The following is a 13,361-nucleotide window of genomic DNA, read 5'->3' on the forward strand; positions in this document are numbered from 1 at the left end:
TCTAGTGCCGCGCCCGGCCGCGGGGCCCGGAGGACACCGCCGCCGGGCCCGGCTGTGCCCGGCTTGTGACACGCCGGGGCCCGGTCGCGGCCCCGGGCGCGGGCCTCAGAACGCGGGGCGCTCGCGGGTGTCCAGGTCGGCCCGGCCGGCCATCGCCGAGGAGGCCTCGGCGTGGAAGCGGCGCGGGATCCGGCCGGCCCGGTGGGCGAGCCGGCCCGCCTCGGCGGCGTGCCGCATCGCCTCGGCCATCAGCACCGGGTCCTGAGCCCGGGTCACCGCGGAGGCGAGCATCACCGCGGCGCAGCCCAGCTCCATCGCCAGCGCCACGTCGGAGGCGGTGCCGGCGCCCGCGTCCAGGATCACCGGGACGCCAGCGCCCTCCACGATCAGCTGGAAGTTGTGGGGGTTGCGGATGCCCAGCCCCGAACCGATCGGCGAGCCCAGCGGCATGATGGCGGCGCAGCCGACGTCCTCCAGCTTGCGGGCCAGCACCGGGTCGTCGTTGGTGTACGGCAGGACGGTGAAGCCGTCGTCGACCAGCGTCTCGGCGGCGTCCAGCAGCTCGATCGGGTCGGGCAGCAGGGTGCGCTCGTCGGCGATCACCTCCAGCTTGACCCAGTCGGTGCCGAGCGCCTCGCGGGCCAGCCGGGCGGTCAGCACCGCCTCGCCGGCGGTGAAGCAGCCGGCCGTGTTGGGCAGGACCCGGATGCCGTTGCGGGTCAGGACGTCCAGCACCGAGCCCTGGGTGCCGGCGTCGACCCGGCGCATCGCGACGGTGGTCAGCTCGGTGCCGGAGGCGAGCAGGGCGCGCTCCAGGACCTCCAGGCTGGGCGCACCGCCGGTGCCCATGATCAGCCGGGAGGAGAAGGCCGTCCCGGCGATGGTCAGCAGGTCGTCGGCCATGGTTCAGCCTCCTTGCACGGCGGTGAGGATCTCGATCCGGTCGCCGCTGCCCAGTGTCGTCGCGGGCCACGAACCGCGCGGCACCACGGCCTCGTTGAGCGCGGCGGCGACACCGGTGTTGGCGGCGCTGACGGAGGCCACCACCTCGGCGAGGGTGGTCGTGGCGGGCAGCCGGCGGGGCTCGCCGTTGACGGTCAGGGCGATCTCGTTCGCAGTGGGCTCGGTCATGCGGAGGCCTTCGTCGTGGAGCGGTCGGGGGAGAAGCGCAGGGGCGTGAACGGCCTCGCGAGCTCGGGGACTTCGCCGGTGGCCAGGTACTCGGAGACCAGGTCGGCGGTCACCGGGGTGAGCAGCACGCCGTTGCGGTAGTGGCCGGTGGCGGCGACCAGGCCGGGCAGTGCGGTCGGGCCCAGCAACGGGGCGTTGTCCGGCGAGCCGGGGCGCAGGCCCGCCGAGGTCTCCGCGAGCGGGAGTTCGGTGATGCCGGGGATCAACTCGTGGGCGTCCCGCAGGAGTTCGTACACCCCGCCGGCGGTGACGGTGGTGCCGTAGCCCTGCTCCTCGGTGGTCGCGCCGATCACCAGCTCGCCGTTCTCGCGCGGGACGATGTACAGGTGCTGCCCGCGGACGACCGCGCGCACGTTGCGGGAGAGGAACGGCCGGTAGGCGTCCGGCACGCGCAGGCGCAGGATCTGGCCCTTGACCGGCCGGATCGCGGGCAGCACGCCCTCCGGCAGACCGGGCAGCCGGTGGCTGTGCGGGCCGGCGGCGAGCACGACCTGCCCGGCGGTCACCGTCTCGCCGGTGCTCAGCCGGGCGCCCACCGCGCGGCCGCCCTCGACCAGCAGCTCGACCGCTTCGGCCCGGTGGAGCAGGACGTTCGCGCGCTCGCAGGCGGCGTACAGGGCGGTGAGCAGCCGGCGGGGGTCGACCTGGTGGTCGTCGGCGACGTGCAGGCCGCCGCGCACGGCGGGGGCGAGCATCGGTTCGAGCCTGCGGGCCTCCCGGCCGGTCAGCCAGGTCGAGTCCAGGCCGAGGCGCTGGTGGAAGGCGTGCAGTTCGCGCAGTTCCTCGCGGTCGTCGGAGTCCTGCGCGACGGCGATCGTGCCGCAGCGGCGGTAGCCGGTGTCCAGGCCACCGCTCGCCTCCGTCAGCTCGGCGGCGAAGTCCGCGTACCGCCGGTTCGAGGCCATCCCGAGGCGCAGCAGCGGTTCCTCGCCGTACTGGAGCTCGGTGACCGGGGCGAGCATCCCGGCCGCGACCCCGGCGGCGCCGCGGCCGTGCCCCGGGTCGACCACGATCACGTTCCCCGGTCCGCGCCGGGCCGCGCGCCAGGCGACGGCGAGGCCGATGACGCCCCCGCCGATCACCAGGACGTCCGTGCGGGCGCCCGGTAGCAAGCGTGACAAAGCTGCTCTTCTCCCTTCGCCGGTATGACCCGGATCAGGTTCGGACGGTCGCGGGCCGTGTCAGCCCGCCTCTCAGCCCGGTCCGCCGGGCTCCCGTGTGGTGCTCCCACCTTAACGCCGGGGATCGGCCCGGCCGAAGGCCCGTACGCGGGGCGGACGTGCGGCCGGCCGGGGCGGGCGGCCCGCGGCCGCCGGGCGCCCGCTGAGTACAGTGACGGGCGTGGCAGAGCAGAGCGGAACGGATCGGGTCGTCGTCGTCGGAGCTGGGCTGGCCGGGGCGCAGTGCGCCCTCAAGCTGCGGCAGGGCGGCCTGCGGGGGCGGATCACGCTGGTCGGCGAGGAGCCCCGCGCGCCGTACGACCGGCCGCCGCTCTCCAAGGACGTGCTGCTCGGCAAGGCCGACTCCACCGCCCTGGACATCGACTACGGGCAGCTCGGCATCGAGCTGCTCACCGGCCGCCGCGCCACCGGCCTCACCCCCGGCGTGCTGCACACCGACGCCGGCGACCTCCCGTACGACTCGCTGGTGATCGCCACCGGCGCGGTGCCGCGCGCCCTGCCCGGCGCCGAGCGGGCGCACCTGCTGCACACCCTGGACGACGCCCTGGCGCTGCGCGCGCTGCTGCGCCCCGGGCTGCGGCTGGTGCTGGTCGGCGCGGGCTGGATCGGCGCCGAGGTGTCCACCGCGGCCCGCGCGGCCGGCTGCGAGGTGACCGTGGTCGAGGCGGGCCCGGCGCCGCTGCCCGGCGCGCTGCCGGTGGAGATCGGCTCGGCGATGGCCGCCTGGTACGAGCGGGCCGGGGTCGAGCTGCGCTGCGGGGTCGGGGTGGCCGCCGTCGAACCCGGCGCGGTGCTGCTGGCGGACGGCTCGCACCTGCCCGCCGACGAGGTGGTGGTCGGCATCGGGGCCCGCCCCGCGACGGGCTGGCTGGCCGGTTCCGGGGTCGAGCTGGACGCGACCGGCGCGGTCGTCGTGGACGGGCGGCTGCGCACCTCGGTGCCCGGCGTCTTCGCGGCCGGCGACTGCGTCAGCTACCCGTCGGCCCGGGCCGGCGTCCGGCTGGCCGTCCAGCACTGGGACCACGCCCTGCAGTCCGGCGAGGCGGTGGCCGCCGCCGTCCTGGGCGCGGACGCGCCGGCCTACGACCCGGTGCCGTACTTCTGGTCCGAGCAGTTCGGGCGGATGGTCCAGTACGCCGGCCGGCACGCCGAGGGCGACGAGCTGCTCCGGCGCGGCGGCCCGGGGGACGCCGACTGGTCGGTGCTGTGGCTGCGCGACGGCGTGCCGAGCGCGCTGCTGGCGGTGGACCGGCCGCGCGACCTCACCCAGGGACGGAAGCTGATCGAGCGCGGTACCGCCCTGGACCCGGCCCGCGCGGCCGACCCCTCGGTGCCGCTGAAGTCGGCGGTCGCGGGGTAGCGGCTGGTGCGCGGTGGGCCGCGGAGGTGGCAGTCTGGTGGCGTGAGTGAGATCGAAAGCAAGATTGAAGCCCTGGTCCCCGAGTGGATGTACCTCCCCGACATCTCGGAGCAGTGGGGGGTGCGCGTCACCGAGGTGCGCGACCTGGTGAAGAACGGCGGCCTGATCGCCGTCCGTCGGGGCCCGAACAAGTCGCTGCAGGTCCCCGCCGCGTTCATCGACGGCCCGGGGCTGGTCAAGCACCTGTCCGGCACCCTGACCGTGCTGCGCGACTGCGGGTACAACGACACCGAGATCCTGGAGTGGCTCTTCACCGAGGACCCGTCGCTGCCCGGCAGCCCGATCCAGGCGCTGCGGGAGAACCGCGGCACCGAGGTCAAGCGCCGTGCCCAGGCGATGCTGATCTGATGGCGGTGGACACGCCGCGCGCCCGCCTGGCGGACGCGCGCCTCTACCTGTGCACCGACGCCCGCCGGGAGCGGGGCGACCTCGCCGAGTTCCTGGACGCGGCGCTGGCGGGCGGGGTGGACATCGTCCAGCTGCGCGACAAGGGCCTGGAGGCCAAGCAGGAGCTGGCGGCCCTGGAGGTCCTCGCCGACGCCTGCCGCCGGCACGGCAGGCTGCTGGCCGTCAACGACCGCGCCGACGTCGCCCACGCCGCCCGGCCGGACGTGCTGCACCTCGGCCAGGACGACCTGCCGGTGCCGGCCGCCCGGGCGATCCTCGGTGAGGACGTGCTGATCGGCCGCTCCTGCCACGCCGAGTCCGAGGTGGACGCGGCGATCGCCGAGCCCGGGGTGGACTACTTCTGCACCGGCCCGGTCTGGCCGACCCCGACCAAGCCGGGCCGCCCGGCCCCGGGCCTCGGCCTGGTCTCGTACGCGGCGGAGCGGGACACCGACCGGCCGTGGTTCGCGATCGGCGGGATCGACCTCGGCAACCTGGACGAGGTGCTGGCCGCCGGTGCCCGCCGGATCGTCGTGGTGCGGGCCATCACCGCGGCGGAGGACCCGCGGGCGGCCGCCGCCGAGCTGTCCCGCCGGGTGCGCGCGGCCTGACCCGCCGCCCAGGGCCGTGGGCCGCCGCCGTCCGTCAGTACTTGCGGACGGTGGCGGCCTCGGCCAGGGCCAGCAGCACCGTGCGGGCCCGCTCGTCGGCCAGCGGCGCCGCCTCCAGCGCGGCCAGCGACTGCCGCATCAGCTCCTCGATCCGGCGCTCCACCAGCTCGGGCGCACCGCTGCGGGCGACCAGCGCGCGCAGCTCGGCGACCTCCGGGGCCGCCAGGTCCGGCGCGCCCAGCCGCTCGTCCAGGTGCCGGGCGTCGGCGGCCGGCAGGCCCCGCATCGCGTGCGCGACCAGCAGGGTGCGCTTGCCCTCGCGCAGGTCGTCCCCGGCCGGCTTGCCGGTGACGGCCGGGTCCCCGAAGACGCCGAGCAGGTCGTCGCGCAGCTGGAAGGCCTCGCCCAGCGGCAGCCCGAACGCCCCGTACGCCTCGACCAGCTCCGGTCCGGCGCCGGCCAGCAGCGCGCCCACCTGGAGCGGCCGCTCGATGGTGTACTTCGCGGACTTGTAGTGCAGCACGGTCTGCGCGCGGTCCAGCGCGCCCTCGTCCGTCGAGTCGCCGGCCACCGGCTCCAGCACGTCCAGGTACTGGCCGAGCATGACCTCGGTGCGCATCAGGTCGAACACCGGCTTGGCGGCCAGGACGGCGGCCGGCTCCAGGCCGGAGCGCAGGAACAGCTCGTCGCACCAGATCAGCAGCAGGTCGCCGAGCAGCACCGCGGCCGAGGTGCCGTACTGCTCGCGGTCGCCGCGCCAGCCGCTGTCGCGGTGCAGCGCCTCGAAGCGGCGGTGGACCGAGGGCAGGCCGCGGCGGGTGTCGCTGCGGTCCATCAGGTCGTCGTGCACCAGGGCGCTCGCCTGGAGCAGCTCCAGGGCGGCGGCCGCGTTGGCGATCGCCTCGCCGGTCGGGCCCCCGGCCGGGCCGCCGGCGCCGCGCCAGCCCCAGTAGCAGAAGCCCGGGCGCAGCCGCTTGCCGCCGTCCAGCAGGAAGTCGCGCAGCGCGTCGGCGGCGGGCGCCAGCCGGGGCGAGATCGTGCCGAGCAGCACGGACTGGCCGTCCATGAACGCGGCGAGCGCCGCGTTGACACGGGTGCGGACGTCCTCCACGTCCATGGGGTTGGCCGCACTGATGGCCGCACTGGTGGCCGAACCGGGGTTGGCCGGCCGGGTGCTGGACGAGGTCACGATGGGGCTCCGCTGCTTGTCTGGGGTGCAGCAAGCGTAGCGGTGCGACTGGGAACGGGTGTGCGAGCGGGCCTGTCGGGGGTGCCGGGGGAGGTGCTGCGGAGGTGGTCCGGAGCGGACCGGAACACCATCCACCAGTTGTCTCAATAGGTGGAATCCGGTTGTCGGGCCCCTTCGAACGCCGGATAGCCTGCCAGCATGGCACTCGGAATCGCTTCCACGAGAACGGATCGCGCACTGACGGTGCGCGAACTCCTGGCGGCCGGCAAGCGCTCCTTCTCCTTCGAATTCATGCCCCCGCGCACCGAGGCGGGGGAGCAGAAGCTCTGGGACGCCATCCGCCGGCTCGAACCGCTGGACCCCAACTTCGTCTGCATGACGTACGGCGCCGGCGGCTCCTCGCGCGAGCGCACCGTCAACATGGTCGGCCGGATCGCCACCGAGACCACCCTGACCCCGGTCGCCCACCTCACCGCGGTGGACCACTCGATCGCGGAGCTGCGCAACATCATCGGCCAGTACGCCGACCAGGGCGTGCGCAACGTCCTCGCCGTCCGCGGCGACCCGCCCGGCGACCCGATGGGCGAGTGGGTCAGCCACCCCGAGGGCGTCACCTACGCGTACGAGCTGGTGGAGCTGATCAAGGGGATCGGCGACTTCTGCGTCGGCGTCGCGGCCTCGCCGAACATGCACCCGCGCTCGACCGACTGGGACGAGGACATCCGGCACTTCGTGGCGAAGATCCGCTCCGGGGCCGACTACGCGATCACCCAGATGTTCTTCGAGGTGGACGACTACCTGCGGCTGCGCGACCGGGTGACGGCCGCCGGCTGCGAGACGCCGATCATCCCGGAGATCATGCCCGTCACCAACGCCAAGCAGCTGGAGCGCTTCCCGCAGCTCAGCGGCTCGGCCTTCCCCGCCGAGCTGGAGGCGCGCCTGCGGGCGGCCATCGACGACCCGGCGGCGCTGCGGGCCATCGGCATGGAGCACGCCACGGCGATGGCCGAGCGCCTCCTCGCCGAGGGCGCGCCCGGCCTGCACTTCATCACGCTGAACCACTCGACGGCCACGCTGGAGATCTACCAGAACCTGGGGCTGCACCGGCGCTGACCGCACCGGGCCCGGGCCGCCTCCGACGCCGGGCGTTCACGGGCCCGTCACCGTACCGACGGTGGCGGCTCGGTCGTGTGCGGCCGGTGCCCGGAGCGGTGCGCGGGGCCTCGGGAACGCGATGCGGTACCCCGGCCGTTGAACCGGTACAGTCGCCGCACACGCGCGGCGCACACGCGCGGGCACGACTGGAGGTAGCGGGCGGATGGGCATCGGATACCTGCTGCTGTACGCCGCGTTGGCGGTGGTGGCGCTCTGGCTGGTCGCCGAGGTGCTGCTGCAGAACCGGGCGCCGCTGCACTGGCGGATCCTGGCCCTGGCGGGCTTCCTGGGGGTGGCCGCCGGGATGGCCCTCGGCTCGGTCGTGGTGATCGGGGCCGGCGCGGCGCTGTTCGCGGTCGGCCAGACGTTCGTCACCCTCTCGGTCAAGCGCGGCTACCAGGCCGGCTGGTCCCTGCGGAAGGCCGACGGCAGCCTGCCCGGCCCGCTCGCCAAGGTGCCGCTGCTCGGCGCCCTCACCGGCGGCGCCGCCGCGGTGGCGGCCGCCGCGGCCACCAGGAAGCGGGTCGGCGAGGTCAGCGCCGTCGAGGAGTCCCCGGCCCCCGTCCCCGTTCCCGCCGCGGACCCGGTGTCCGCGGCGGTGCCCGACGAGGTGCCGGAGGTCGAGCAGACCGCCGCCTTCGAGATGCAGGAGCTCGCCCAGGACGGCGTCTACGCCCCCGCGTACTACGAGCAGCAGCAGCCGCAGGTCCAGCAGCAGCCCCAGGACCCGTACGCCGCCGCCTACCAGGCCGGCTACGACCAGCAGCAGTGGCAGACCCAGCAGCAGCCCGCCTTCGCCTACGACCAGCAGCAGGCCTACGGCGGCTACCCCCAGCAGCAGGACCCGTACGGCGGCTACCAGCAGCAGGGCCAGCAGCAGGACCCGTACGCGGGCTACCAGCAGCCGCAGCACCAGCAGGCCTGGGACCAGCACGGCCAGTCCCAGCAGCAGCCCCAGCAGCAGTGGCAGCCCCAGCCCGACCAGCACATCCAGGGCATCCCCCAGCAGCCGGTGTACGACCCGAACCACGGCTACCAGCAGCAGAACACCTGGCACCAGGGCTGACGCCCTAGGCCGGGCACGCGCCCTAGCTAGGCCGGGCCGATCAGGCCCGCGGTGATGCAGGCCGACATGCCGACGCGGGCGAGGCCGCCGCCGGGGTGGGCGTTGCCACCGACCAGGTAGAGGCCGGGGACGGGGGACTCGTTGGCGGCCTTCAGCCACGCGCCCGCGGAACCGGCCAGCACCGGGTGGGCGACCGCGCCGCCGAGCGCGCCGGTCTCCCGGCGGGTGTCCTCCGGAGTGCGCACCACCCGCCACAGCACCCGCTCGCGCAGGCCCAGGCCGGCCGCGTCCACGTGGGCGAGCAGCCGGTCGGCGTAGCGGTCGGCGACGCTCGGGGCGGTCCAGTCGACCGCCCCCTGGGCCGGGACGGTCGCGGTCAGCACCACGCTCTCGTGGTCGTCGTCGGGGCGCAGCGCCGGGTCGTCCGGGCGCAGCACCTGGACGGTGGGGCGCTCGCAGGGCGGGGCCGAGAGGGTGAGGGCGTTCGCCTCGGCGGCCGGGTCGGCCGCGTGCACCACCGTGCGGTGCGCGGTGCCCTCCGGACGGGCGCCGCGCAGGGCGAGCAGCACGCTGAAGCGGCCGGGCACCCCCTGCGGCTCCCAGTCCTCGACCGGCATCCCCGGCCACTCGGCGAGGCCCCGGCGGTAGAGCGCGGCGGTGTCCATCGCGGAGACCACCAGGTCCGCGTCGATCCGGCCGTCCGCCGTCTCGACCCCGGTCGCCCGGCCGCCCTCGACGACCACCCGGGTGACCGGGGTGTCGAAGCGGAACTCGACCTTGCGCAGCTCGCAGCGGCGGAACACCGCGTCCGCGAGGGCCCGCAGGCCGCCCCGGACGTACCAGACGCCGAAGGACTGCTCCATGTACGGCAGCACGGTGGCCCCGGCGGGCGCCTCGGCGGGATCGAAGCCGTACCGGACGGCCGGCTCGAACAGCAGGGCGGTCAGGCCGGGGTGGCCGTCGAGCTCCTGCGCGGCCACACGCCGCAGGGACCACGGCTGCGCGCGGCGCAGCCGGGCCAGCCCGGTGCGCGGCGGGACGGGGTACGGGTCGGTGCCCAGCAGGGCCCGGTCGGCCGCGGACGGGACGCCGCCCTCGGCCGGCAGCGGCTCCTCCAGCAGCGGACGGCGGGTGGCCTCCCAGACCGTCCGGCCGTGGTTCATCACCGCGCTCCAACGGGCGCCGGCCCCGGCGCCGAAGGCGGCGTCCAGGGCCTGGCTGACGCCGCCGCGGGAGGCGTTCGGCAGGGTGACGGCGGTTCCGTCGGGGAACAGGTGCCGGCTCTCCGGGTCGACCGGGGCCAGCTCGACCAGCTGCTCCAGCGGCTCCTTGCCGGTCTTCAGCGCGAGATCGCGGTAGACCGCCGGGAGGGCGAGCAGGCCGGGACCGGTGTCGAAGGCGAAGCCCTCGCGCTCGTACCGCCCGACCATGCCCCCGTACGTGCCGCTCGCCTCGCAGACCGTCACCCGGTGGCCGAGGGTCGCCAGCCGGGAGGCCGCCGCGAGCCCGCTCATTCCTGCGCCGATGATGACGATCTGTGCCATGGCCCCGATCCTAGGGGGCCGCCCGGCCGATCATTCCCGGGTGCCGAGCCGATCGGCGAGACGTCCCCGGGTCGCCGCCTGCGCGCCCCCCGCCGCCCGGGCGGCCCGGCGTTCGCGGCGGCGGGCCCGGAAGGCGCGGATCTTGCTGATCGCCAGCCAGACCAGCAGCAGGCCGATGGCCAGGACCACGGCGGCGGCGGTGGCGGCCAGCCAGGGGTGGAAGATCGCCAGGGTGACCAGGCCGGCCACCGAGAGGTCCTCCGTCATGCTGACCACGATGTTGCTGGCCGGCTCGGGGGAGGTGTTGACGGCCATCCGCAGCGAGGCCTTCACCAGGTGGCTGACCAGGGCCGAGGTGCCGCCCATCGCGCCGGCCGCGACCTCGCTGAGCGAGCCGGGGTCGTTGCTCGCGATCAGCACGCCGACGGTGGCGCCGGCGATCGGCCGGATCACCGTGTGCACGACGTCCCAGACGCTGTCCACGTACGGGATCTTGTCGGCCACCGCCTCCAGCGTGAACAGCAGGCCGGCCACGATCAGCACGTCCGTGCGCTCCAGCGCCTGCGGTACCGAGTCCGTGTCGGCGAACCTGCCCAGCAGCCCGAGCAGCAGCACCACCGCGTAGGCGTTGATGCCGCTGGCCAGTCCGCTGGTGAAGATCAGCGGCAGGACGGTCATCGCTTCCCCCTCCTCGTCATGGCTTCCCCCTCCTCGACCGGCGGGCCCGCTGTGCCGTGCCCGGCCCCGGCCGTACCGTACCGGCACCCGGGACGCCGTGGACACACCGCGTGGTTCCGGCGTCCGGCGGCGCGGCGGTCTGAGTACGGATACTCAGATCCGCGGTTGAGTACGTCAGCGGATGGCCTCCGACCTGCGGGGACGGGAGAGTGGTGGCACCCGGGAGGGCGGCGCGTCGGGCGCCGGCCACCCGGGCGGCGGATCCGTTCCGTCTCCCGGCCGCGAACGCCGGGAGAGGCGGCGGACGGACCGTCACGGGGCTGGTCACGGTTCCCGCACCGCCGACACGGGGCGGCGGAGCGGGCCGGGGGGAGACCGGCCACCGGGGGAGCTCGCCACCGCCGACCGGGGGGCCCGGCGGAGCGACGGCACGGCGGCGGCGCGGAACCGGAAGAGGACCGCGCCCGCCGCCGCTACGCCTTTCCCGGCCCGGCCCGGCGCCTTCCGGCCCTGCCGGACTGTCAGTGGTGCCGTTCACGATGGAAGGGCACGGACCGCCCGGTCCGAGCGCTGCCTCGGAACGGGGGAGACCATGACCGTCAGCCGTCCTGAGCCCGTCACCGCCCGCCTCCACTCCGCCGCCCTGCCGCACGTGCCGGGCCCGTCCGCCGGCCGCGCCGCCGGGGCGGACGTCCACCCGGTGCTGCGCCGGGTCGCCGCGCCGCCGGCCGCCCTCGACCTGCTCGCCGACGCCCACCGCACCCTCGCCCGGTCCCGCGCCCTGGAGGACCCGCTGGAGCGCTACGCCACCGCCCACCTGGCCGCGCTGCGCACGGTGGCGGCCGTCCTGGCGGTGCGCGGCCGCCCGGAGAAGAGCCCGCGCCGCCGCAAGGCCATCCGCAGTGCCTGGGAGGTGCTGCCCGAGGTGGCCCCGGAGCTCGCCGAGTGGGCGGTCTACTACGGGGCCGGCGCCCGCCGCCGGGCCGCCGCCGAGGCGGGGATCAGGGGTGCCGCCTCGGCCCGCGAGGCGGACGACCTGATCCGCAACTCCGCCCTCTTCCTCCGCCTGGTGGAGCGGCTGCTCGGCCTGCACGGCGCGCCGCCCCCGGCCCGGCTGCCGCTGGACGGCGGCGAGCCGCCGGGCGCGGGCGGCGCCACCGCCGGGCCGGTCTAAGGTGGAGGCATCCTGATCGAACTGCACGTGCCAAGGAGCCCCACCTTGTACCCGACGCGTCCCCGCAGTGCCCTGCGTACCGCCGTGGTGTGGGAGGTGGTCCGGGCGGCCCTGGAGAAGCGGGCGGCCGAGCTGGACCAGCCGGTGCTCGACGTGGTCGACACCGGCGGCGGCACCGGGAACTTCGCCGTGCCGGTCGCCAAGCTCGGCCACCGCGTCACCGTGGTCGACCCGAGCCCGGACGCCCTGTTCGCCCTGGAGCGCCGCGCCGCCGAGGCCGGTGTGACGGACCTGGTGCGGGCCGTCCAGGGGGACACCCAGACCCTGCCCGAGCTGGTCGCCCCCGGCAGCGTGGACGCGGTGCTCTGCCACGGCGTGCTGGAGGTCGTGGACGACCCGGCCGAGGCGCTCGGCAGCCTGGCGGGCGCCCTGCGCAAGGGCGGCGTGGTCAGCCTGCTGGCGGCCAACCGCAACGGCGCCGTGCTGGCCCGCGCGCTGGCCGGCCACTTCAACGAGGCCCGCACGGTGCTCTCCGCCGCCGACGGCCGCTGGGGCGAGCAGGACCCGATGCCGCGCCGCTTCACCGGCGAGGAACTGGGCCGGCTGGCCGAGGCCGCAGGCCTGCGGGTGGAGTCGGTGCACGGCGTACGGGTCTTCGCGGACCTCGTCCCCGGCGTGCTGGTGGACACCGAGCCGGGCGCGCTGGACGCGCTGCTGAAGCTGGAGGAGGCCGCCGCCGCGCAGCCCGCCTTCCACGCCGTGGCGACCCAGCTGCACCTGCTGGCGACCCTGGCCTGAGGCGCCCGCGCAGGCCCACGCGCCCCTTCACGAACTCTCACACCGGCGCACGGATTCTTCGCACCCCGTACGGCGGCGGTTCGTGCTCCGGACGCCCGCCGGTCGCCCGTCCGTGAGCCGTCCGCGGCCCCGTCCGGCGGGGCCGCGGCGGGCCGCTCCGCGGCGAACCAGCCCAGGTCCGGGACGATTCCATCCGATCGGGCACTTGTCCGGGGCGTGGCGCGTTGACACCGGTGCGGCCGTCCCCGCTCGAAGTGGCCCGTCCCACGCGGCGCAGACCACCCCGTAACGGGCCCACGGACCGTATGATCTGGGTAAAGCCGGAAAGCATGACAGCCGGACGCGTGGGGCATATGGACGACACGGGCCGGGTCCCCCGCACGGGCGTCCGACCGTGTGCCCCAAGGCTGATTGGACTTGCCTCCCCGACCGGGGTGGGCGGACCGGTCGCATCCGCGACCGACGAGTAGGAGGACTCCGTGCCGCTCTCGGAGCACGAGCAGCGACTGCTCGACCAGATGGAGCGAGCGCTGTATGCCGAAGATCCCAAATTCGCGTCTGCGCTTGAGGGAACCGGTCTGCGCACCTTCACCCGCCGGCGGGTCTACCTGGCCGTGGCCGGCTTCGTGGTGGGCATCGGCCTGCTGATGGGCGGCATGGTCGTGCCCGACCAGATCTGGGTCAGCGTCGTGGGCTTCCTGGTGATGCTCGGGTGTGCGGTGTTCGCCGTGACTGGCTGGCGCCGCGGTCCCGCGGGCCAGGCCGCCGGGGCCCGCCCGGCCGCCGCCCCGCGCCGCAAGGCCGGGATGATGGACCGGGTGGAGCAGCGCTGGCAGCGCCGCCGGGACGAGCAGACCGGGGGCTTCTGAGCCGTCCGGCCGACGGACGGAGCCGACGGACACGAAGCCGGGGCGGGGTGGGGTTGGTCAGGCCCCCCCCCCCGCAACGGAGAGCACACCCCTTGAAA

Annotated in this window: 14 protein-coding genes and 1 riboswitch; of the genes, 8 read left to right on the top strand and 6 right to left on the bottom strand. The window is 75.6% G+C overall.

Annotated features, from left to right (window positions below):
• Positions 1 to 105: 105 nt before the first annotated feature.
• From AB0E96_RS14290 to thiO, 3 genes are all read right to left on the bottom strand, one after another.
• A complete protein-coding gene (locus AB0E96_RS14290; protein WP_359822777.1) occupies positions 106 to 903 on the bottom strand; it encodes a thiazole synthase in 798 nt (265 codons plus the stop codon).
• Between the two features lie 3 nt (positions 904 to 906).
• A complete protein-coding gene (gene thiS / locus AB0E96_RS14295; RefSeq protein WP_359822780.1) occupies positions 907 to 1,131 on the bottom strand; it encodes a sulfur carrier protein ThiS in 225 nt (74 codons plus the stop codon).
• A complete protein-coding gene (gene thiO, locus AB0E96_RS14300; protein WP_359822782.1) occupies positions 1,128 to 2,312 on the bottom strand; it encodes a glycine oxidase ThiO in 1,185 nt (394 codons plus the stop codon). The genes thiS and thiO overlap by 4 nt, the downstream gene beginning before the upstream one ends.
• A riboswitch (TPP riboswitch) is annotated at positions 2,307 to 2,419 on the bottom strand. (Overlaps the previous gene by 6 nt.)
• 104 nt (positions 2,420 to 2,523) lie before the next feature.
• On the opposite strand from thiO, the gene AB0E96_RS14305 reads away from it, so the two are divergent.
• Genes AB0E96_RS14305 through thiE form a run of 3 tightly spaced genes read left to right on the top strand, consistent with a single transcriptional unit; the run spans position 2,524 to position 4,790 of the window.
• Positions 2,524 to 3,732: an FAD-dependent oxidoreductase gene (locus AB0E96_RS14305; RefSeq protein ID WP_359822785.1), complete on the top strand. Its 1,209-nt coding sequence runs from the start codon at positions 2,524 to 2,526 to the stop codon at positions 3,730 to 3,732.
• Between the two features lie 42 nt (positions 3,733 to 3,774).
• Positions 3,775 to 4,140: an Rv2175c family DNA-binding protein gene (locus tag AB0E96_RS14310; protein ID WP_359822787.1), complete on the top strand. Its 366-nt coding sequence runs from the start codon at positions 3,775 to 3,777 to the stop codon at positions 4,138 to 4,140.
• Entirely contained in the window at positions 4,140 to 4,790 is a 651-nt protein-coding gene (thiE, locus tag AB0E96_RS14315) for a thiamine phosphate synthase (RefSeq protein WP_359822790.1), read from the top strand. Before AB0E96_RS14310 ends, thiE begins: the two co-directional genes overlap by 1 nt.
• 34 nt (positions 4,791 to 4,824) lie before the next feature.
• Here the strand turns inward: thiE and AB0E96_RS14320 are convergent, their stop codons facing one another.
• On the bottom strand, positions 4,825 to 5,979 hold the full coding sequence (locus AB0E96_RS14320; RefSeq protein WP_359822793.1) for a polyprenyl synthetase family protein: 1,155 nt from the start codon (positions 5,977 to 5,979) through the stop codon (positions 4,825 to 4,827).
• A gap of 198 nt (positions 5,980 to 6,177) precedes the next feature.
• On the opposite strand from AB0E96_RS14320, the gene metF reads away from it, so the two are divergent.
• A complete protein-coding gene (gene metF / locus AB0E96_RS14325) occupies positions 6,178 to 7,092 on the top strand; it encodes a methylenetetrahydrofolate reductase [NAD(P)H] (RefSeq protein ID WP_359822795.1) in 915 nt (304 codons plus the stop codon).
• Between the two features lie 205 nt (positions 7,093 to 7,297).
• The gene (locus AB0E96_RS14330; RefSeq protein ID WP_359822797.1) at positions 7,298 to 8,200 is read left to right on the top strand and encodes a hypothetical protein; all 903 of its coding nucleotides are present in this window, start codon (positions 7,298 to 7,300) and stop codon (positions 8,198 to 8,200) included.
• A gap of 26 nt (positions 8,201 to 8,226) precedes the next feature.
• Here AB0E96_RS14330 and AB0E96_RS14335 read toward each other — a convergent pair whose 3' ends face one another.
• Together AB0E96_RS14335 and AB0E96_RS14340 are read right to left on the bottom strand one after the other, a co-directional pair.
• Complete coding sequence (locus tag AB0E96_RS14335; RefSeq protein WP_359822800.1) at positions 8,227 to 9,744, bottom strand: NAD(P)/FAD-dependent oxidoreductase; 1,518 nt, start codon at positions 9,742 to 9,744, stop codon at positions 8,227 to 8,229.
• 30 nt (positions 9,745 to 9,774) lie between these two features.
• Positions 9,775 to 10,422 carry a DUF4126 domain-containing protein gene (locus AB0E96_RS14340; protein WP_359822803.1) on the bottom strand — a complete coding sequence of 216 codons (648 nt, stop codon included), beginning with the start codon at positions 10,420 to 10,422 and terminating at the stop codon, positions 9,775 to 9,777.
• A gap of 592 nt (positions 10,423 to 11,014) precedes the next feature.
• Here AB0E96_RS14340 and AB0E96_RS14345 point away from each other — a divergent pair.
• The 3 genes from AB0E96_RS14345 to AB0E96_RS14355 all read left to right on the top strand — a co-directional run bounded on the left by AB0E96_RS14345 (position 11,015) and on the right by AB0E96_RS14355 (position 13,263).
• Complete coding sequence (locus AB0E96_RS14345; RefSeq protein WP_359822806.1) at positions 11,015 to 11,596, top strand: SAV_6107 family HEPN domain-containing protein; 582 nt, start codon at positions 11,015 to 11,017, stop codon at positions 11,594 to 11,596.
• Positions 11,597 to 11,641: 45 nt separating this feature from the next.
• Positions 11,642 to 12,394 (top strand): methyltransferase domain-containing protein, encoded by a 753-nt coding sequence (locus AB0E96_RS14350; RefSeq protein ID WP_359822809.1) that lies wholly within the window; start codon positions 11,642 to 11,644, stop codon positions 12,392 to 12,394.
• Between the two features lie 479 nt (positions 12,395 to 12,873).
• Positions 12,874 to 13,263, top strand: coding sequence for a DUF3040 domain-containing protein (locus AB0E96_RS14355; RefSeq protein ID WP_359822811.1), 390 nt, complete (start codon positions 12,874 to 12,876; stop codon positions 13,261 to 13,263).
• The last annotated feature ends 98 nt before the right edge of the window (positions 13,264 to 13,361 follow it).

This window comes from Kitasatospora sp. NPDC036755, assembly GCF_040636595.1.
GTDB lineage: Bacteria > Actinomycetota > Actinomycetes > Streptomycetales > Streptomycetaceae > Kitasatospora.